General features: G+C 45.9%; 17 protein-coding genes. 4 read left to right on the top strand and 13 right to left on the bottom strand.

Annotated elements, in window-relative coordinates; genetic code table 11:
* Nucleotides 1-42: 42 nt before the first annotated feature.
* The 5 genes from PUW25_RS11145 to PUW25_RS11125 all read right to left on the bottom strand — a co-directional run bounded on the left by PUW25_RS11145 (nucleotide 43) and on the right by PUW25_RS11125 (nucleotide 10,609).
* Complete coding sequence (locus PUW25_RS11145; RefSeq protein ID WP_205053216.1) at nucleotides 43-1,719, bottom strand: long-chain-fatty-acid--CoA ligase; 1,677 nt, start codon at nucleotides 1,717-1,719, stop codon at nucleotides 43-45.
* A gap of 84 nt (nucleotides 1,720-1,803) precedes the next feature.
* Nucleotides 1,804-3,594, bottom strand: coding sequence for an acyl-CoA dehydrogenase family protein (locus tag PUW25_RS11140; protein WP_047914263.1), 1,791 nt, complete (start codon nucleotides 3,592-3,594; stop codon nucleotides 1,804-1,806).
* A 1,066-nt stretch (nucleotides 3,595-4,660) separates the two neighbouring features.
* Nucleotides 4,661-5,860: an acetyl-CoA C-acyltransferase gene (locus PUW25_RS11135; RefSeq protein WP_047913973.1), complete on the bottom strand. Its 1,200-nt coding sequence runs from the start codon at nucleotides 5,858-5,860 to the stop codon at nucleotides 4,661-4,663.
* A 136-nt stretch (nucleotides 5,861-5,996) separates the two neighbouring features.
* A complete protein-coding gene (locus PUW25_RS11130) occupies nucleotides 5,997-8,423 on the bottom strand; it encodes a 3-hydroxyacyl-CoA dehydrogenase/enoyl-CoA hydratase family protein (RefSeq protein ID WP_274338291.1) in 2,427 nt (808 codons plus the stop codon).
* A 5-nt stretch (nucleotides 8,424-8,428) separates the two neighbouring features.
* Entirely contained in the window at nucleotides 8,429-10,609 is a 2,181-nt protein-coding gene (locus tag PUW25_RS11125; RefSeq protein WP_274337038.1) for a (Fe-S)-binding protein, read from the bottom strand.
* A 409-nt stretch (nucleotides 10,610-11,018) separates the two neighbouring features.
* On the opposite strand from PUW25_RS11125, the gene PUW25_RS11120 reads away from it, so the two are divergent.
* The 3 genes from PUW25_RS11120 to PUW25_RS11110 all read left to right on the top strand — a co-directional run bounded on the left by PUW25_RS11120 (nucleotide 11,019) and on the right by PUW25_RS11110 (nucleotide 13,595).
* Nucleotides 11,019-11,603: a fatty acid metabolism transcriptional regulator FadR gene (locus tag PUW25_RS11120; protein ID WP_274337037.1), complete on the top strand. Its 585-nt coding sequence runs from the start codon at nucleotides 11,019-11,021 to the stop codon at nucleotides 11,601-11,603.
* 40 nt (nucleotides 11,604-11,643) lie between these two features.
* Nucleotides 11,644-12,411, top strand: coding sequence for an electron transfer flavoprotein subunit beta/FixA family protein (locus tag PUW25_RS11115; protein WP_274337036.1), 768 nt, complete (start codon nucleotides 11,644-11,646; stop codon nucleotides 12,409-12,411).
* 209 nt (nucleotides 12,412-12,620) lie between these two features.
* The gene (locus tag PUW25_RS11110; protein WP_274337035.1) at nucleotides 12,621-13,595 is read left to right on the top strand and encodes an electron transfer flavoprotein subunit alpha/FixB family protein; all 975 of its coding nucleotides are present in this window, start codon (nucleotides 12,621-12,623) and stop codon (nucleotides 13,593-13,595) included.
* 593 nt (nucleotides 13,596-14,188) lie between these two features.
* Here PUW25_RS11110 and PUW25_RS11105 read toward each other — a convergent pair.
* The 6 genes from PUW25_RS11105 to PUW25_RS11080 all read right to left on the bottom strand — a co-directional run bounded on the left by PUW25_RS11105 (nucleotide 14,189) and on the right by PUW25_RS11080 (nucleotide 17,734).
* On the bottom strand, nucleotides 14,189-14,440 hold the full coding sequence (locus tag PUW25_RS11105) for a hypothetical protein (protein ID WP_274337034.1): 252 nt from the start codon (nucleotides 14,438-14,440) through the stop codon (nucleotides 14,189-14,191).
* 429 nt (nucleotides 14,441-14,869) lie between these two features.
* Nucleotides 14,870-15,076: a GNAT family N-acetyltransferase gene (locus PUW25_RS11100; RefSeq protein ID WP_274338290.1), complete on the bottom strand. Its 207-nt coding sequence runs from the start codon at nucleotides 15,074-15,076 to the stop codon at nucleotides 14,870-14,872.
* Between the two features lie 67 nt (nucleotides 15,077-15,143).
* Nucleotides 15,144-15,386, bottom strand: a complete 243-nt coding sequence (locus tag PUW25_RS11095; RefSeq protein WP_274337033.1) for a hypothetical protein — start codon at nucleotides 15,384-15,386, stop codon at nucleotides 15,144-15,146.
* 262 nt (nucleotides 15,387-15,648) lie between these two features.
* Nucleotides 15,649-16,101 carry a hypothetical protein gene (locus PUW25_RS11090; RefSeq protein WP_274337032.1) on the bottom strand — a complete coding sequence of 151 codons (453 nt, stop codon included), beginning with the start codon at nucleotides 16,099-16,101 and terminating at the stop codon, nucleotides 15,649-15,651.
* A gap of 180 nt (nucleotides 16,102-16,281) precedes the next feature.
* Entirely contained in the window at nucleotides 16,282-16,788 is a 507-nt protein-coding gene (locus tag PUW25_RS11085; protein WP_047913979.1) for an HIT family protein, read from the bottom strand.
* A gap of 319 nt (nucleotides 16,789-17,107) precedes the next feature.
* Complete coding sequence (locus PUW25_RS11080; RefSeq protein WP_047913980.1) at nucleotides 17,108-17,734, bottom strand: SGNH/GDSL hydrolase family protein; 627 nt, start codon at nucleotides 17,732-17,734, stop codon at nucleotides 17,108-17,110.
* A gap of 186 nt (nucleotides 17,735-17,920) precedes the next feature.
* On the opposite strand from PUW25_RS11080, the gene PUW25_RS11075 reads away from it, so the two are divergent.
* Entirely contained in the window at nucleotides 17,921-18,463 is a 543-nt protein-coding gene (locus PUW25_RS11075; RefSeq protein WP_047913981.1) for an isochorismatase family protein, read from the top strand.
* Between the two features lie 154 nt (nucleotides 18,464-18,617).
* Here the strand turns inward: PUW25_RS11075 and PUW25_RS11070 are convergent, their stop codons facing one another.
* Both PUW25_RS11070 and PUW25_RS11065 read right to left on the bottom strand, forming a co-directional pair.
* Nucleotides 18,618-19,397, bottom strand: a complete 780-nt coding sequence (locus PUW25_RS11070; RefSeq protein WP_047913982.1) for an exodeoxyribonuclease III — start codon at nucleotides 19,395-19,397, stop codon at nucleotides 18,618-18,620.
* Nucleotides 19,398-19,636: 239 nt separating this feature from the next.
* Complete coding sequence (locus PUW25_RS11065; RefSeq protein ID WP_274337031.1) at nucleotides 19,637-20,356, bottom strand: YebC/PmpR family DNA-binding transcriptional regulator; 720 nt, start codon at nucleotides 20,354-20,356, stop codon at nucleotides 19,637-19,639.
* Between the last annotated feature and the right edge of the window lie 78 nt (nucleotides 20,357-20,434).

Below are 20,434 nucleotides of genomic sequence, written 5' to 3'. Positions count from 1 at the left end.
TTCACATATTTATCTTGGGCTGAAGGGACAATCGACATTAAATTACGCTGTCGGCTGCTCCTCATCCTCCTCCAGCAATTTCCGCCTTAGTACTTTACCGACCATGGTTTTGGGCAAGGACTCTCTAAATACATATTGTCTGGGCACTTTGTACGCTGCCAATTGACTGCGGCAGAACTGCTCGAGTGAAGCTGGATCCGGCTTAGCACCATCCTTAAGCACAATATAGGCCTTCACAGACTCCCCGCGATAGCTGTCCTTCATCCCAACAACGACGGCTTCCTTCACAGATGGGTGCTCATATAGCACCTCTTCAATCTCTCTAGGATAAATGTTGAATCCGCTTGCAATAATCATATCCTTTTTACGGTCAATAATCGTAAAGTATCCCTCTTCATCCATCGTAGCCATATCGCCTGTAAAGAGCCATCCATTGCGGATCGTTTCAAAAGTTTCTTCCGGTCTTCCCCAATATCCCTTCATCACTTGAGGACCTTTGACAATCAGCTCACCCGGCTCTCCGACAGGCATTTCCTCCCCTGTTTCAGGATGAATCACTCTTGCGTCAGTGTCTGGAAAAGGGATTCCAATGGTGCCGATCTTGCGTCTGCCCCATATTGGATTGGCATGAGTTACGGGAGAAGCCTCCGTGAGTCCATACCCTTCAATAAGCCGTCCTTTCGTCATTTCCTCGAATGTATCCTGAACCTCTACAGGAAGCGCAGCCGATCCGCTGATACAAGCATTAATAGACGATAAATCATATTCCTTGATTCTGGGATGATTGATCAGTGCAATATACATCGTTGGAGCTCCCGGAAATAGTGTCGGCTTCTTCTTGCGGATCAGGTTCAAGATCATATTCACTTCAAATTTAGGTACTAGGATCATCAGCCCGGCTCTGTATATGGCCTGATTTAACACACATGTCAGCCCAAAGACATGAAAACAGGGCAGTGCCGCTAAATAACGTTCCTTACCATCCTCCACCTGGTGACACCAGTTTCCCGACTGGATTGTATTGGCAATCAGGTTCATATGCGTGAGCATTACACCCTTTGGAACGCCAGTTGTACCACCCGTATATTGGAGCTGTGCCAATTCTTCCTTGGCATCGACGGACTCCAATATGGGATCGGCAGCGGCGCTGTTGATCAGTTTGGTGAAGGAATGGACTTGGTTATTGTAAGAAACTACAGGTAAAGGTCCCTCTTTTTTGGCCTTGATCGGATACAGCCACTTCTTAATTAGAGGCAGATAGTCTTTAACACCTGTAACGATCGTGTGCTTGATCTCCGTTTCCTGTACAATGTTCTCAACCCTGGAATAGAAGGTATCAAGTGTAATGATGATTTTCGCTCCCGAGTCCTTCATCTGGTGGGCCAGCTCACGTTCCATGTACAAAGGATTGGTCATCACCGCTACTCCTCCAAGCAGCAGCGTACCATAATACGCGATGACTACCTGTGGACAATTAGGCAGCATTATGGCTACCCGGTCCCCTTTCTTCACGCCTAAACCGCGCAGCACATTTGCCATCTGGTATGACAGCATCAGCAGCTTCTTATAGCTAATCGACTTGCCCATAAAATACATTGCCGGCCGATGGGGGAACTTCTGTGCTGATGTGACAAGAAACGCAGCCAAGTTCTGATTCGGATATTCACACGTCGGGGCCACTTCGGCCTCATAAAACGGCAGCCAGGGCTTATCGTTCATGATAATCATCCCTTTCATTCTCTTTTATCGAGAATGCTTCCTCGCTGACCTACTCCTCATCCAATACCATCTGATCTCTTCAGATTAAACTGTATAACGCTCGTTATGGATAACGCGGGCAGCGATACTGCGTTTGTACTGATTTGTGTTGACCGGATTGCTTCTCGTCAGTTTTTTGAGCACGGATAATTGCATACGCAGCATATCGCCCGACTCTATTGTCGTCAGCAGCTCTTTTGCCACAGATTCTACTCTGAGGAATGCTTCATAAGCAAACACTTTTGTCATTTCAATCATATTTAGCGCTTTCTCTTCAGAGGTTCTAGATGCTTGTTTGTTCGTACGGGCGAGTACACTCTCAAGTGCAAAAATATCAATCATCATATCGGCAAGACCTGCGAGCACTTCCTGCTCCTTCTCGAGCTTCGTCCCGTATTTCTGCACGGCAAGACCACCAACCAGCAGGAAAATCTTCTTACTCATCTCCAGGAAATGCCCTTCCTGCTCTAAAACACCTTCAAACGTTTGATTCGGCAGAATCTGTAGGATTTCGTTTTGAAGGGCCTGTGCCTTTTGGAGGAGTGCTAATTCCCCCTTCAGCGCCTTCTTCACCAGTGTGCCTGGGATCAAAAGTCGATTGATCTCATTCGTCCCTTCAAAAATCCGGTTAATCCGCGAATCGCGGTACAGCCGCTCAATTTTATATTCTTGAATGTATCCGTATCCGCCGTGAATTTGTACACCTTCATCCGCGATCACGTCCAGATTCTCGGAAGAAAACACCTTATTGATCGAGCATTCAATGGCATAATCGGAGATTGCCGCGGCAGCCAGTGTTCCTGCATCATCTGCTGTATAGTCAATATCCTGCATTGCCTCATCCAGCAGGCCAGCCGTGCGATATACCATACTCTCCACTGCAAATGTTCGAATATTCATCTCTGCCAGCTTCTTGCGGATCAGCGGGAAATTGGAGATCGGTGTCTCAAACTGTTTCCGTGTGTTGGCATATTTCGTACTGAGCTCAACCGCTTCCTTGGCCGCTCCCACGGAGCCTGCCGCCAGTTTGTATCTGCCAATGTTCAGGATGTTAAATGCAATTCGGTGACCTTTGCCAATCTCACCTAGCAGATTCTCCTTCGGTACCTTGACATCCTCAAAGTATAGCGGGCGTGTAGATGAGCCTTTGATTCCCATCTTCTTCTCTTCCGGTCCAAGTGTAAAGCCTTCCATTTCTTTCTCGACAATAAACGCAGTAAAGTGCTCCCCATCGATTTTGGCATATACAATAAAAATATCTGCGAATCCCGCGTTTGTAATGTAGAGCTTAGATCCATTCAGAATGTAGTGCTCACCGTCGTCCGATAACACAGCGGTCGTCTTTGCGCTCATTGCATCCGAGCCTGAGGTCGGTTCCGTTAAACAATAGGCGGCAATTTTTGTCCCTGAGGCAAGATCGGGCAAGTACTTTTCCTTCTGTTCCCGTGTACCGAAGAATACGATCGGCAGTGTTCCAATCCCAACGTGAGCACCAAAGGACAAGGCAAAGGAGGAGCCCTTCGCCAGCGATTCACTGATAATCGTCGAGCTCACTTTATCTAGTCCAATTCCGCCGAATTCTTCCGGCACATCTGCTCCAAGCAGTCCAAGATCACCTGCCTTTCGAAGCAGCTCTACGGTGAGATCATAGTTCAGCTTCTCGATCTCCTCATCTCTTGTCACCACTTCGCCGTCAATAAAATCGCGAACAGTCTCTGCAATCATTCGATGCTCCTCGGTAAAATCCTCAGGCGTCAGGATACGGTCAAGATCAGCCTTTTCAATGACAAAGCTTCCACCTTTGATCTTCGGTTCTTTGGTTTGGTTGTCGCTCATGAGTTTGGGCTCCTTTCGGGAATGGGGATGGTTGATTGATGAAGAATGTTCATGAATGTGAGTGGCTCGATGATGTTGCTGTGTGTGCGGCTGTGGGCGCTTCGATGATGCTGTGAGTGTAGCTGTGGGCGCTTCGATGATGGCTGTGAGTGCAGCTATGGGCGCTTCAATGATGCTGTGAGTGCAGCTGTGGGCGCTTCAATGATGCTATGAGTGCAGCTGTGGGCGCTTCGATGGCGAATCGGGTTCCGAGCCTTCTTGCCCTTGGATTCTTCTGATTCACCTTTATGGTGAGAATCCAAGGGCAAATACGCACGCTTCGCTTCTTCACTCCGATTTCGCCCTCTCCGCTTGTTGCTGCACTCCTTGCATGAAAAGCAATTCTTCCTCTCTCAACCTGTGGGGTGAGAGGGGGGACGGGCTTCCATTCTTCTTCTTATGGAAGTCGTCTGATTTTCTTATGTGAGTGATTCAATGATGAAATGAATCTGCTGGGCGCTTCGATGATGATGTGAGTGCAGCTGTGGGCGCTTCAATGGCGAATCGGGTTCCGAGCCTTCTTGCCCTTGGATTCTTCTGATTCCACCTTAATGGTGAGAATCCAAGGGCAAATACGCACGCTTCGCTTCTTCACTCCGATTTCGCCCTCTCCGCTTGTTGCTGCACTCCTTGCGTGAAAAGCAATTCTTCCTCTCTCAACCTGTGGGGTGAGAGGGGGGACGGGCTTCCATTCTTCTTCTTATGGAAGTCGTCTGATTTTCTTATGTGAGTGATTCAATGATGAAATGAATCTGCTGGGCGCTTCGATGATGCTGTGAGTGCTGCTGTGAGCGCTTCGATGGCGAATCGAGGTCCGAGCCTTCTTGTCCTTGGATTCTTCTGATTCCATCTTAATGGTGAGAATCCAAGGACAAATACGCACGCTTCGCTTCTTCACTCCGATTTCGCCCTCTCCGCTTGTCGCTGCACTCCTTGCTTGAAGGGCAATTCCTCCTCTCTCAACCTTGTGGGGTGAGAGGGGGAGACGGGCTTCCATTCTTCGTCTTATGGAAGCGCCGAGTACAAGCTAGGCTGTTCCAGCGCTTTGTGCGTGCACCTCGAACACCCCCGCTGCACCCATCCCTCCGCCAATGCACATGCTCACCACCCCATATCCTCCACCACGGCGCGCTAGTTCGGATACCAGGCTCACGGTAAGCTTCGCGCCCGTACAGCCGAGCGGATGACCAAGTGCAATAGCACCACCGTTCACGTTAACCTTCTCTTCGTCAAGGTTAAGAGCACGGATGATGTGCAGGCACTGGGAAGCGAATGCTTCGTTAATTTCAAACAGCTCCACCTGATCCAGCTCAATTCCCGCCATTCTCAGCGCTTTTGGTATCGCTTCGACAGGTCCTACCCCCATAATTTCCGGCTCTACACCTGCCAAGGCAAACGAGCGGAAGGTGGCCAAGGGTTCAAGACCGAGCTCCTCTGCTTTTTCCCTGCTCATTACAGCGACAGCTGCTGCCCCATCGCTGGTTTGAGATGCATTGCCTGCCGTAACGGTGCCTTTTACCGAAAATGCAGGTTTCAAACGGGCTAGCCCCTCTGCTGAGGTATCTGCACGCACCCCTTCATCGGTATCAAAAGTGAATTGACGGTTCCTGATCCGCCCGTTGTCATCAATGGTCGTATGGGTAACCTCGACAGGCACGATTTCATCCTTGAATCGGCCGGCAGCGATTGCCGCATGGGCTTTACGATGACTGTTCACGGCATAGGCATCCTGTGACTCCCGGTTCACCCCGAACCTGCGGGCTACCTCCTCAGCGGTGTGTCCCATTCCCATATATACTTCCGGCATCTCCTCCACAATTCGGTAATGTGGAGCAGGCTTGAAGCCGGTCATGGGAACATGGCTCATGCTCTCCACGCCGCCCGCAACAATGACTTCAGCAGAACCGAGCATTATTCGTTCCGCCGCAAATGCAATCGCTTGCAGTCCGGAGGAGCAGAACCGATTGATCGTCAGTGCGGGAACGGTAACAGGAAAGCCGGAATACAAGGAAATGATGCGTGCAACATTCAACCCCTGCTCTCCTTCCGGCATTGCACAGCCGAGGATAATATCCTCGACATCTTCCTTTTTCAGCCCTGGCGCGCGTGCAATAACAGCTTCAAGCACAGCTTTGCCCAAATCCTCTACTCGTGTATCCGCCAGGCTTCCTTTCTTGGCCTTGCCTACAGCGGTTCGGGCAAGTGACACAATGACTGCTTCTCTCAAACTAATCACCTCAACCTTTAATTGATATAAGTGAATCCGTTTCATAAGACTGCTGAAATGGATCCGGATAATGATGATTTTAAGGGATGGATTTAGAAAGCTCTGCCGTCTAATGCAAGTAATGCATTGTGATCCGCTAATTGCGAAGAGGCTTACCCTTGGCAAGCATGTGCTGCATGCGCTGCTGGGTTTTCACTTCACCTAGCAGGCTCAAGAAGGCCTCCCGTTCAAGGTCCAATAAATACTGTTCTGAGACAAGGGTACCTGCCGGAACATCTCCCCCTGCCAGAATATGAGCAAGCTTCTTCGCAATGAGGTAATCATGCTCGCTAATATATCCGCTCTGCTTCATATCCAGCGCCCCCAGCTGAAGCACCGCACGTCCGTCACGCCCTGCGACTCTTGCTTTACCGGCAGGAGCTGGTGTATATCCTTCACGATCCAATTCAAGCACGGCCTGCTTGGCTTCATAGATGCGATAATCCTGATTCATCACGACACGATCCTGGGAGCGGCCATATCCCATTTTCAGTGCTTCATGCCCACTGGATGAGGTTTTGGCAAGTGCAATCATTTCAAAAATTCGGTTAAGCTCTGGCTGAAGGTCGGCCTGCTGATCCGAAAAGCGATCGCTCGTCATCCGCACCAACTCTTTGCAGCCTCCCCCGGCTGGAATCAAGCCTACTCCGGTTTCGACCAAGCCAAAATAGGTTTCTGCCGAGAAGATAATTCGGTCTGCGGGTAGACAGGCTTCAACGCCTCCTCCAAGCGTCATCCGATGTGGGGCAGCTGCAACCGGTTTAGCTAATTGCTTGAGCTTCATCATACTGCCTTGGAACAATCGGATAATGTCATCCACCTCATCCCAATCTCCGCTTTGGGCTTCCATGAGCATCAGCATGAGATTCGCACCCACACAGAAGTTTCGGCCTTCATTGGCAAGAACGAGCCCTCTATAATTAGCTTCGACTTCTTCGGCTGCCTGCTGAATCATGACCAGGATGTCGGCGCCAATGGCATTGTTTGGAGAGGTGAATTCCAGAAGGGCAACATCATCTCCAATATCAATCAGATTTGCGCCTGTGTTTGAACGAATGATTTTGTTCTGAGCTTTAAGTGCTGCTAAGGATATAATCTCAGGACGATTTTCTACCGCTTTGTACTCCCCTTTGAAATATTGGAATACGTCTCCTTCCTTCTGCTGATAAAAGGAATTGTTCCCTGCAGCGATCCAGCTCTTCACCCATGCAGGCACGATCAGACCTTCTGCTTCCATGCGATCAACCGATGCAGGCAGACCAATCAGATCCCAGGTCTCAAACGGGCCCAGCTCCCAATTAAATCCCCATTTCATTGCATGATCGATATCCTGGATGGAATCCGCGATTTCCCCCAGCTTCTCTGCGGAGTAGATCAGCACTTGCTTAAGCACATTCCATGCCAGCTCTGAATATCGGTCCTTTGTGTTCAGAAAAGCCCTGATCTTCTTCCTTGCTCCTTTGACTGTCTTCGCAGCTTCAATCGACGTTGAGCTGATCTTGGCGCTTGGACTGTACTCCATGTTAGCTAGACTCAAAGATAGAATCTGACTGCCGTGATCTCCTTTCACTTTTTTGTAGAACCCCTGACCGCTCTTCTCTCCAATCCAGCCTCTTGTTAACAGCTCCTGCAGCGCGGCAGGCACTTCAAATACAGCCCTCTCCGCTCCATCCGGCACGGAATCATACACGTTCTGGGCCACATGAATAAACGTATCGATCCCTACCAAATCGAGCGTACGGAACGTTGCACTCTTGGGCCTGCCGAGTACCGGACCTGTTGCGGCGTCCACTTCCTCGACCGAGTATCCGTTTTCCGCCATTTCCCTCAATGTGACGAGCAGTCCATAAGTGCCAATACGGTTTGAGATGAAATTCGGAGTATCCTTGGCAATGACGACGCCCTTGCCCAGCCTTTTCTCACAAAATTCTTTCATAAAAGATGTGATCTCGGGATCAGTGTCTAATCCAGGGATAATCTCCAGCAGCTTCATATGCCGTGGTGGATTAAAAAAATGCGTGCCTAGAAAATGACGCCGAAACTCCTCATTGCAATCCTCCACCATGGCATTGACCGATATGCCGGACGTGTTCGTGCTGACAATGGTTCCTTTTGTACGGACCGCTTCAATCTGCTTCATGATAGACTTCTTAATTTCCAGCTTTTCGGTGACGACTTCAATAATCCAGTCAACTTGTTTCAGTAGATGCAAGTGATCCTCTATATTGCCAGGTGTTATCCGTTCTGCAACATGAGGAGCATAAAGTGGAGCCGTGCTTGACTTAGGAAGCGCAGCGATTGCCCTAGTGGCGAATCGGTTACGTACGGCAGGATGTTCCAGCGATAGCCCTGCCTGCTCTTCTTCTGGTGTTAATTGAGCCGGTACAATATCCAGCAGCAGACAAGTCAGTCCCGCATTGGCCAGATGTGCAGCAATTCCTGCACCCATGACCCCGGAGCCGATTACGGCAGCTTTGGATAAGGTCCTCTTCGTAATTGCAGATGGATGAGTTGGGGTTAACATTTGGTTCACTTCGCAACGACCTCCTGTTCATTCATTTCAGAAACACCGAACACGGAAGCTTCCAGTATTTCTGCAATATCCTTTGTTTGCACTTTGTCTTCTACTTCTTTGAGCTTCGTCCCATCCTCCAGCATTGTCAGACAGTAAGGACAAGCAGAGCTGATCATCGTCGGTGATACAGATAATGCCTGTTCTGTCCGGGCGAGATTTACACGCTTGCCGGTATCCTCCTCCATCCACATCTGTCCGCCGCCGGCACCGCAGCACATCCCGTTCTCTCGACTGCGTTCCATTTCCACGAGCTCGACGCCTGGAATAGCGCGCAGCACATCTCGCGGCTGATCGTACACATCGTTATATCTTCCGAGATAGCAGGAATCGTGATAGGTGATTTTCTCCGATAACGTGTGCTTGGGAATCAGCTTGCCGGTCTTGACCAGCTCATCCAGGAGCTCGGTATGATGAAGCACTTCGGCTGTAAGGCCAAAATCGGGATATTCATTCTTGAACACGTTAAATGTATGGGGACAGGCTGTAACGATTTTCTGAACACCATATTTATTAAAAATTTCGATGTTCTCCACACATAACTGCTGGAACAAAAATTCATTCCCCATTCGTCTCGGTGTATCACCCGAATTCTTCTCTTCATTGCCCAAGATCGCAAAGTTGACACCTGCCTCATTCAGCAAATGAACGAGCGAACGTGTAACCTTTCGGCTCCGGTTATCATAGGACCCCATCGAGCCTACAAACAGCAGAATGTCAAAGTCCGGGTTCTCCTTCACCGTCGGAATGCTCAAATTCAAGGTGCCGTCCGGGTCAATTTCCTTCACCCACTTGCTGCGTTCTGCCCGGCTGATCCCCCATGGATTACCCTGACGCTCAATATTCTGCATTGCTCGTTGTCCTTCATGAGGTACGCTTCCCTCCATCAGCACGAGATGACGTCTGAGATCCACAATTTTATCTACATGCTCGTTTGCAACAGGACACTGATCCTCACAGTTACGGCACGTTGTGCAAGCCCATATTTCTTCTTCTGTCATGACTCCACCGATGAGCTGCACATCCTTGGCGGTAACACCTTCAACTTGATGCCAGGCTCTCTTTTGCACACTCATGGTTGGACGAATGTCGGTGACTCCTTCCCCCGTCCATTCGCTAAGTGATAGATCGGCAGTTCTCATTTCGTGGACTCCAGCGTAACCAAACACACTGGCAGGCATCCAGGCCGACTTCGACGTCAACGCCTCGCCCTTCTCGGTTAAGTGGTCTCTTAACTTGATAATCATGTGCATGGGGGACAAGAGCTTGCCGGTATTGGTCGCCGGACATACATTCGTACATCGTCCGCACTCTACGCAGGCATAGAAATCGAGCATTTGCTTCTGGGTAAAATCTTCGATATGACCGACTCCATAGGACTCTGCCTCTTCGTCTTCTAAATCGAGCTTACTTAGCTTGCCAGGTGGATCTGTTCGTCGCAGCAGGATGTTAATGGGTGCAGTAATAAGATGAAAGTGCTTGGATTGGGGTACGTATAGTAGAAAGGAGAGCAGGATCAGCAGATGAATCCACCAGAAAAAGTAATACATTGCGGCCACCGCTATGTCGGGCATCCAGGTAAATAACGATGCAATTCCAGATGAGATGGGTGCATAGGTTGAAGATGGCAAATCCTCTCTGAGACGCTCAAATGCCATTGTGAAGAGAACGGATATCATTAGAGATGTGATATAAAAGACAACAAGGCTTGGTTTCCAGCCTCTTTTTAACCGATGCAGCTTCTCCCCATATCTTCGATAGGCAGCATATGAGATGGCGAGGAGAATAAGCACGACCGTAATCTCCTGGGTCAGTATAAATCCTTCGTAGCCGGGTATAGGCAGACTGTGCCCTGTGAGGCCCTTCCAGATAATATCCAGTGCACCAAACTGCAGAATAATAAATCCGTAAAAAACGATAAAATGCATGATTCCGCTTCTCGGATCCTTGAACAGCTTGCTCTGACCGAAGACCTGCACCATAAATGCTGCAATCCTGTCTTGAATGTCCTTGCGAAGATCCGCAGGTCTGCCTAATTTGATATATAAGTAACGGTGGTATACAACTCTGGCGAATAGATAAACCGCCCAGCCGGTAATGAGGGTAAAGAGCAGCGCATTCATCATTTGTAGAATCATCCTCATCAAGCCCCTTGTATTGATAAAATTTAATTTCAGCTTGCATGGCGGATAGCTGTTAGTTTGAGATTTAGTAACTTACAATCTTTTGATGTGCAGCTTCACTCCTTTCGGGCACAAACACCTCTAGCCATTGACAATGGTAAGTTGATTCATTAATTAAGCGCTTACATTGTGTCTGCAAAAACAGACCTCCACATCGTTTGTACTCTTTGACAATATCATTGTCATATTCGCTGCAAACTTCGATATGAACGCCTAATGAACCATCTCAACCTTGTATAACGATTTTCCAATGAGACAGGGATTGAATCGTTGACAATGACTGGAACGTATTTTATAGTGGATACAAGAAATGAATGAGTATTCATTCAGAAATTTAACTGTATTCTAACACCGGGGTGAACATATGACAAGTAAAAAAACAGAAAAATATCAACTCATACTTCAAGGCGCCCTCAAAGTGTTTGCCGAGAATGGCTACCATCGGTCCCAGGTTTCCAAGATTGCCAAAGCTGCCGGCGTAGCCGATGGCACGATCTACCTCTACTTTAAGAGAAAGGAGGACATCCTGATTCATTTGTTCCAAGAGAAGCTGGGTGAGCTGGTGCAGAAATTCCATGACAGTGTCGCTGGCAGCTCTGATCCAGTTCAGGCCCTCCGCACGGTCTGCCGCATTCATTTTACAGAGCTTGAGAATAATCCTGAGCTTGCGTACGTCACGCAGATCGAGCTAAGACAAAGTGATATTGAGCTTCGCAAGGAGATTGGCAAATCACTCAAGCCATATATTGAGCTGATTGAGAATATTCTAGAGCAGGGCATTGAACGAGGTCATTTTAGAGAAGACCTGAATCTTAAACTGGTTCGGAACCTCATCTTCGGCTCCATGGATGAAGCAGTTACCTCCTGGCTGATCTCAGGGCAGAAATATTCGCTTCAAGAACAGGTTGACGACACCCTTAGCTTCTTTCTTCACGGTGTTTCCAAATAATTAAATTCATAACTCATGTTTTGAAGGGAGACGATCGAATATGAAGATAGTTGTATTGTTAAAGCAAACTTTTGATACAGAGGAGAAGATCACTCTGCAGAATGGAGTCGTGTCTGAGGATGGTGTGAAATTTGTCATTAATCCATACGACGAATATGCGGTAGAAGAAGCTGTCAAGCTTCGAGATGAACACGGCGGCAGTGTAACTCTTCTCTCCGTCGGTCCAGACCGTGCTGCAGAAGCCCTGCGTACAGCGCTCGCGATGGGCGCAGATGAAGCGGTTCTGATCTCGGATGAGCGAATTCCTGACGACGAATATGTGATCTCCAAAGTGCTCTACTCCTACTTACATCAAGAGTCTCCGGATCTCATTCTTGGCGGTAACTTCTCCGTTGATCGTGGATCAGGTCAAGTCGCCATCCGTCTGGCTGAGCTCCTTGGTATTCCTCACACCTCATCCATTACCAAGCTAACGATTGAAGGTACAACAGCCGAAGTCCATCGGGATGCTGAAGGTGATCTCGAAGTGCTCCGTGTCACACTGCCTGCGCTGTTTACTGCTCAGCAAGGACTGAACGAACCGAGGTACCCTTCTCTTCCTGGTATCATGAAAGCAAAAAAGAAGCCGTTCAAGACGCTGCTGCTTGAGGATCTAGATCTCACTGAAACCGATGTTCAGCCTGCTACGAAGCAGGTCGAGCTGACGCTTCCACCTGAACGCGGTGCAGGTAAGATCCTTAAGGGCGATGCCGAGAACGTTGCCCGCGAGCTTGTCGGCCTTCTGCGTACCGAATCCAAAGTCATTTGAACGATACATTGCGTGCTGAATCATACTGATTCGTTAATTTATTGTGCAACAGTGGACTTTGCCATGCCAAATCCATCATTTTGTATGCGGTTTCAATTATGTGCATCTCATCTACCCCAAGTGTATGGCAAACAGAATGTCCGACATGCGTTATTTTTCCATTGGCTGTTCATGCATTCAAATTCAAATGTCCTTAGGAGGTTCTTGTGATGAGTAAAACATTGCTTGTATATGCCGAGAATCGAGATGGAAGGCTTCGTCAGGTAGCACTCGAAACGTTAGGTGCTGCACAACAAATCGCAGGTGCTCAGGATCGGATCCAGGTTGTAGTGGCAGGTTCAGATATAACATCCGCCGTAAGTGAACTCGTTCCCTATGGCGTCGATTTGATCTATACCATCGAGCATTCAGCGCTTGAACACTATAATCCTGAAGCTTATTTAGCTGCATTAAAATCTGTCTTACAGCAGGCAGCACCAGACCTTGTCCTCTTCGGACATACCGCTCTGGGTAAAGATCTAGCACCATTAGTTGCAGCCCACCTTCGGGCAGGACAGATCTCGGACATTACTTCTATTGAACTAGAAGGAGGTGATCCCGTATTCACGAGACCACTGTATGCAGGCAAAGCCTTTGAAAAACGTGTATTTGAGGCTGGACCCGCGGTCATTACCATTCGGCCGAACAATATTGCTGCAGCGTCTGCTGCTGAGAGCAGTGCCTCTCCCATTGAAGATATTACTTACCCATCTCCATCACTACGCACAATCGTTAAAGAGGTCGTTCAGAAGACGACAGGCAAGATTGATCTCAGCGAAGCCAAGATTGTCATCTCTGGTGGCCGGGGAGTCAAGAGCGCAGACGGCTTCAAGCCTCTTGAAGAGCTTGCTGATCTGCTCGGCGGCGCTGTAGGTGCTTCACGCGGTGCGTGTGATGCAGGCTACTGTGATTATTCTCTGCAGATTGGTCAAACAGGGAAAGTAGTTACACCCGAAATCTATATAGCTTGCGGCATCAGCGGTGCCATTCAGCATTTGGCCGGGATGAGCCAGTCACGTGTCATTATTGCGATCAATAAGGATCCTGAAGCTCCCATCTTTAAGGTTGCCGATTACGGCATCGTCGGCGATCTGTTCGACGTTGTGCCTCTACTTACTGCCGAATTTAGGAAGGTACTGGTATAGGCGTTCCATCATTGGACGCCGATTCTCCAGTTGCTTGCATTTGTTTGATTGAATCTCTGTAAATTTTACTTTGCAGCTGTGAGAGAAGAATTCTTGGGGGTGGGCTGACGTTACATTTTTTGGCTCCCTCTCTCCGGTTGCTTCGCAAAAGTCGTTCGAGATCCAAAAAATTTCACTTGTAGCTGAGGGAAGAATTCTTGGGGTGGAGCTGGCGTTGCAATTTTTTGAGCCCCTCCCTTCGGTTGCTCGCAAAAGTCGATGGGCTCTCATAATTCCACTTTGTAGCTGGAGAGGAATTCTTGGGGGTGGGGCCGACGTTACAGGTGGAGCTGGCGTTGCAATTTTTTGAGCCCCTCCCTTCGGTTACTGCAACTGTTGCTGCTTCTCTAAACAACGTACTTGCTTTCATGAATCACCGGTGTTAGGACATAGCATTTCCAGATGGTAACGTTCGGTTAACTACAGGATCGGACAGCCATTCATATCGCCGTTCCCAATCTTCTTCAATAACAGGCCTTTATGTTACTCGTTGTTCGCGTAGCATATTTCCCTCTTGTATGCACTCGTCTTCATGAGCTACTCAATTAACGCTCTTATCTTCCTAATATTAATATCTCTCCCTTATCATTTAATCCTCTAAATATAAATCCACTAGCATCTTTTGTATTTAGTTCATTGTATGATGCTGCAAAACCATCTTCTAAAATTAATTCGATAAATACTGTTGAATTCTCTTTTATTTCATCCATATCATACGAAATTACGTTATCAATATTATCATTACTTATGATTACTCTTTTAATTTCAGGATTATCTGATTCCACTCCGAAAATAGTATCGTACATATAGTTAATACTGCATTACTATGAATTACGTTCTCTTAAAATTTCCTTGATCTCTTTTAATTCCTGTAATATTTCTTTCGTGTATTGATTGTTTTTAGAGTTATCAACTCCAATCTTAACAGTGAAAATACCAAGCATAAAAAACACTACAAAATTAAAATGGTTTCCATTTCCAATATATCTTTCCTTTCTCAAGCAACAGAATGTTGCGAATGTTATACTCACATTATATTTGGAGCAGATCTTGCTGATACCGTTTGGCATTTCTGACGTTCAAGCAGCTTAAGTGACCATCGGAAACGGGTCATCAGACTTAGCTGGTTGTATGTATCGCTGAATATACTTCTATGAAATCCCTCTAAGCGATCAAGGGCGAATACCCGAAGTTGAAATGTGTTGTTATCGGATGTTGATGCCTTCTTGAGTTGCTTATGATCTATAAGTTTTTCCATTCACTATCCAAAATCGAATAAAAATACTGGTCATGCCACTCACTATTCCACTTAACTTCTTGTTTAAATATCCCTTCACTTTCATTTGTAGCTTTTCCATTAACTTTATAGATTTTAGATTACTACTATTACACATCCCTACTACTTTATGTGCACCGAATTCTTTAAATGCAAAATGAAGCAAGAGTTTAGTGGCTTCGTATCCGTATCCGTATCCGTAGCCATGGTAATCTGGAAGTACCAAAAGCAAGTTACCAACTGTTTCTATACTCTACATAACTCCATATTTGAACTAATCCTACTGGCTTTATTACTTTTTCTGATTCTATTGTTATTACAAAATCATAGTGATGATTAGATTTTAAGTTTTCAAGATACTTTTCCTTGACAGTATCCTTATCACTCTCTACGAATTCCACAAAAAACCAAATGTCTTTATTGCACTCTAGCTCACTAATAAAGCTCAAATCTTTATTTGTTACTTTGAAAGACAAACTCTATCTCCTTTGATCTTCATATGAACGGCTCCTAATATATTATTGTTTGAATCAATTTCCGATAACGTTGTTGTATTCAACGACGTCCCACCAACTTAAGGCTCCGCCAGGAGCCGGTCGCGATGCAGTTAGTCAGTGCGGATGTGTGAGCCTGATTCAACTTCTCTGACATTCTCTTCGAGCGGATTAAGGAGCCGATAGGCTCCGATACGTAGATATCATGTTATTCGAATGGGACTCTTGATATACTCACAAATCTCTATATATTTGTTAATTTATCTATAGCTTTAACGTTTTGTTCTAACTCATTGAAAAATTCTGAATCGAATTCAAAAGTTCCTTTTAATGTTGTTTCGATCAATTTATTATTTAAATATTTCGTTTGCTTTATTGAATAGTTCAACAAGAAAAGATTTACTCTCTCACTTTGAATTGTAAGTTCCAATTCCTCTGGGCTCATGGATTCTAGAGATACTTTTCCTTTTCTTGAACTATTCAATTCTTTTACGTCTCTTAGAAAACTATCGATTTTCTCTTTTTCAACCCAGACGTTTATCTCTCCAATAAATAAATGATCTTTAATATGAATACGAAAAGAAATTGAAGGATACCTCTCCAGCTCAATCTCTAGAAAAGTAAATAATATTGTTGATTTTCGATCAGTAGAAAACAAAATGAAATCATATTCTCCCAAAGGTTTGGATATAATCATTCGCTTCGTCCTTTCACATAACGTTCGTGTGTTCACGAATCCGAGAGACTTAAGGCGACCAACGGGAGCCGGGTCGGAGACTTTGCCTCGCAGGGTTGTCTGGCTGCATCCACTTCCCTGACTACTCCTCTGCCAGACCGAGGGCGTCAGATCGAAGCGTGAACACGTTGTTAGATGGAGTTACCCTGCGTTCATCACAAAATCCCTCATGCCCTCTCTTAACATACTAACCCCTTCTTCTACACTCTTCATATTCTCATCGTCATTCATATTATTCCTTGCATGTAGTAATACCGGTCTTAATGATTCTACTGAATTTCCAAATTGGTACATCCATTCATATCTAGGAACCATCCATAAATGAAAGTGATGTGTTGTATCTTCATTATAAAAATAATAGACCCTATCAATTCCCAATCGTTTTCTTTGTTCACTTCTGAGCTTATGAATTAACGAAATAAATTCTAATCGCTCTTCATCTGTTAATTCATCCATGCAGTAAAAATGCCTCTTCGAAGCCAATATAACTAACCCTTTAATTGGGTAAGCAATATCCTGATGGACATGAAAGTTGCCTGATTCGAAAATCACTCCACCTGTTGAAGAAATCAAACCACTTGTCAATGCGCAGCTTACACATTCAACTTCTACTGATCTTCCATCAGCTAATGTAATTAGTCTTGGCATTATGCACCTCATAGTTTTTGATTTTGATATGAACTTGCATCGTAATTTCATTTAACTCTTTTATCTCTGAACTTCGTGAATAACTTCTTCACTTAAATATTCGCGCAATTGTTGAACTGTCCTGCTCTTTCGTAACTAGGAGAACTTATTAAAATCCTGCCTGTACTTGTGTATTCATCACTTCGTTCATACGCAGGAAGCAACGCAAAAAAGCTGGCTTTATAAAAACCAGCTTGAAAAGTTCATTTATTAATTCGCAAAAATACCCTTCCTGGGGCTTTCTAAACCTTGTCCGGTTACCCAACTCGTTCGACGAAATTTATACTTTTACTGCATCGAGCCAAGCTCTAGCAATTAGAGCATGTCCTGCATCTGTTGGATGCACACCGTCTCCTGCCCAGTAGGCTGGCTCCGCCTTGGTACTCGCTTGAGCAAACAGGCCATCCAGCGGCACATAATATGTTCCGAATTCACGAGCCAGCTCTCGAATGGCATGAATTTTTGGATCAAGATCTACTCTCCATCCCTTGCGATCTTCCGGAACAGGCAGTACGAACGGTTCTATTATCACGATATTGGCATTCGTATGCTCTTTGGTCCGCACAAGCAGCTCACGATATGTACGATAAAATTCATCTGCAGAAGTCTCTGCCTTGGAATCGTACCAGCGCCACGTATCATTGATTCCAATATATATGGACACCCAGGTTGGGTTATGCGCCAGGCAATCCTGCTCCCACCTTTGCTCAAGATCTGTAACTCGGTTTCCATTGATGCCGCGATTCATAAACTGAATTTGCTTCTCAGGATAACGGAGATTAAGTTCAGCCGCAACCATCTTGGCATAACCTCTGCCAAGGTCACCCACATTATCATAATTTCTGCCACAATCCGTAATACTGTCTCCGATAAATAGCACTGTAGCTTGATCTTCAATCCGTGTCATATGTATATTGGCTCCTTTAGAAATGATATAAAGCTCTGAACTAATGATAGCGCTAACAGAATGGTCTTGCAACGCCAGATACGACGAATATGTCAGAATATATTTTCATAGTTTCCCTTTATCAAAAGGATTTCGATCATACCTATAGAATTACCAATTGGTATACAATTCCAGGGGGGGTGTCTGATGAAAGCACTGTTAGTCATTGATGTACAGAACGCCATTGTCGAGCTAAAAGATTTCACAAAAGAACTCACATTAATAGAGCAAGTGATTCAAGATTTTAGAAGAGATGGACATCCGGTCATTTTTATTAGACATATTGATGATCAGGCAGAAAGTCCATTGTACCGAGATTCAGAGGGCTCACATATACATGATTCAATTCTTAAATATGCTGAAACTGTAGTTGAGAAACAGACACCGAGTGCATTTTATAAGACGAAGCTTGCAGAGACACTGGAGCAGTTAGGCGTTAATCATCTCTTCATCGTCGGCTTTGAGACGGAGTTCTGCTGTATGTTCACGGCCATATCAGCCTATGACCGCGGGTACAAAGTGACCTTAATTAAGGATGCAACAGGTACGGGTAACACACCGGATACGTATGAGATGAAGGATCTGGACATCCAAGGTTTTGTCGGAAAAGTGCTCGATTGGTCAGGGGCAATTGAGGTGCTCGATCACGACAGCTATGTTCAGAATTATGTCGTACACAATACCATCTAAGTCTACAAATCTAAAATCTATTAATATACAAATCTATTTCAAAATAAAAGGATGAGCGAAAGCAACCAGAGTGGATAGGCCGCAATTAATTTAACCTATGACTCTATGTAAATTGCCTTGCTCATCCCTAGTAATTATTAATAACCGTTAGCAGTTAAGCATTTTGAAGAGATTCGTCAAGCTCCATCTCCAAGAATACAGGGCAATGATCACTTCCCATGATATGACAGTCTGCCCCTGAGTCCTTTAAATAAGGTGTAAGCCGGGTCGAAGCAAGGAAGTAATCAATACGCCAGCCAATATTCCGCTCTCTGACCTTCGCCATATAAGACCACCAGGTGTACACATCTGTCCGATCGGGATAGAAATAACGGAACGAATCCACAAATCCCAATTCCAGCAGCATGGTCATTTTCTCACGTTCCTCCAGCGTAAAGCCTGAATTACCACGGTTAGATTTTGCATTTTTGAGGTCAATTTCTTCATGCGCGACATTCATGTCTCCACAAACGACCACAGGCTTATGCTTGTCCAGCTCATTAAGATATGCTCGAAAACGTTCCTCCCATTCCAGACGAAGAGGTAAACGCGATAAATCCCTTCTTGCATTCGGTGTGTATACATTAACCAGATAAAACTGTTCAAATTCCAGGGTAATCATACGCCCTTCGGTATCCGGGTCTTCCTCGCTCATGCCATATTGAACCGATATTGGCTTGATTCTCGTAAACACAGCAGTGCCCGAGTAACCTTTTTTCTCTGCATAATTCCAGTAATCCTGGTAGGAGTCGCCTAGCTCCATTTGAATTTGTCCCTCTTGCAGCTTGGTCTCCTGCAGGCAAAAAATGTCCGCATCCATCTGCTCAAAATAATCCATAAACCCTTTATTTACACAGGCCCTCAGCCCGTTTACATTCCAAGATACCAGCTTCACTGTAGATGAACTCTCCCCTTTTCGTAAATTCTTCTTTCTCTCATCGTAATCTAATAGACAACCCTTTAATTATAACATAGAAGATTCCTTACTCTCTTGCTGCTGCTCCGATTTCAGTACAGCTTCACGCAATTCACATTTTTACAGATATTCCGTTCATCAAAAAACCTCCCATTTATCCCGAGATAAATGAGAGGCTGACGTTAACACTTCAACTTTCATCAGAAGATCATCTGATCCTATTCTTCGAACTCTACGTTATGGTACACTTGCTGCACGTCCTCAAGATCCTCAAGTACATCGATCAGCTTCTCGAATTGAGCAAGTGCATCACCTTCCAAGGTTACAAAGGTTTGCGGCAGCATCGTAAGCTCAGCTACAGTGAACTCCGTTACTCCTGCATTTTTAAATGCATCTTGTACTGCATGGAACTGATCCGGCTCAGCGTATACGATAACCGCCTCATCTTCTTCCACAATATCCCGAACATCCAGATCAGCTTCCATTAACAGCTCCAATACTTCATCCGCAGATTTGCCTTCAACCCCGATAACCGCTGTAGAGTCGAACATGTAGCTTACCGATCCGCTGACTCCCAGATTGCCGCCATTCTTCGTAAAGGTTGAACGTACTTCAGATGCTGTACGGTTTACGTTGTTCGTAAGTGCATCCACAATGACCATCGATCCATTCGGACCGAAGCCTTCGTAACGAAGCTCGTCAAAGTTCTCTTCCGAACCGCCTTTTGCTTTTTCCAGTGCACGGTCAATGATGGCTTTGGGTACGTTGTATGTCTTAGCACGCTCCAGTACGACCTTCAGAGCGCGGTTCGATTCTGGATCAGGCTCCCCTTGACGGGCTACTACATAAATCTCACGTCCGAACTTCGCATATACGCGGCTAGTGCTTGCGTCTTTGGACGCCTTCTTTTCTTTAATATTATTCCACTTACGACCCATATCAATATTCGCTCGCTTTCAAATAGAATCTAAACAATCCTTTATATTATAGCTTTTATGGGCCAGCTTGAAAAGTTA

The organism is Paenibacillus urinalis (assembly GCF_028747985.1).
Classification (GTDB): domain Bacteria; phylum Bacillota; class Bacilli; order Paenibacillales; family Paenibacillaceae; genus Paenibacillus; species Paenibacillus urinalis.
The sequence above is the reverse complement of the archived record's forward strand: the minus strand, read 5'-3'. Positions and strand labels throughout refer to the sequence as shown.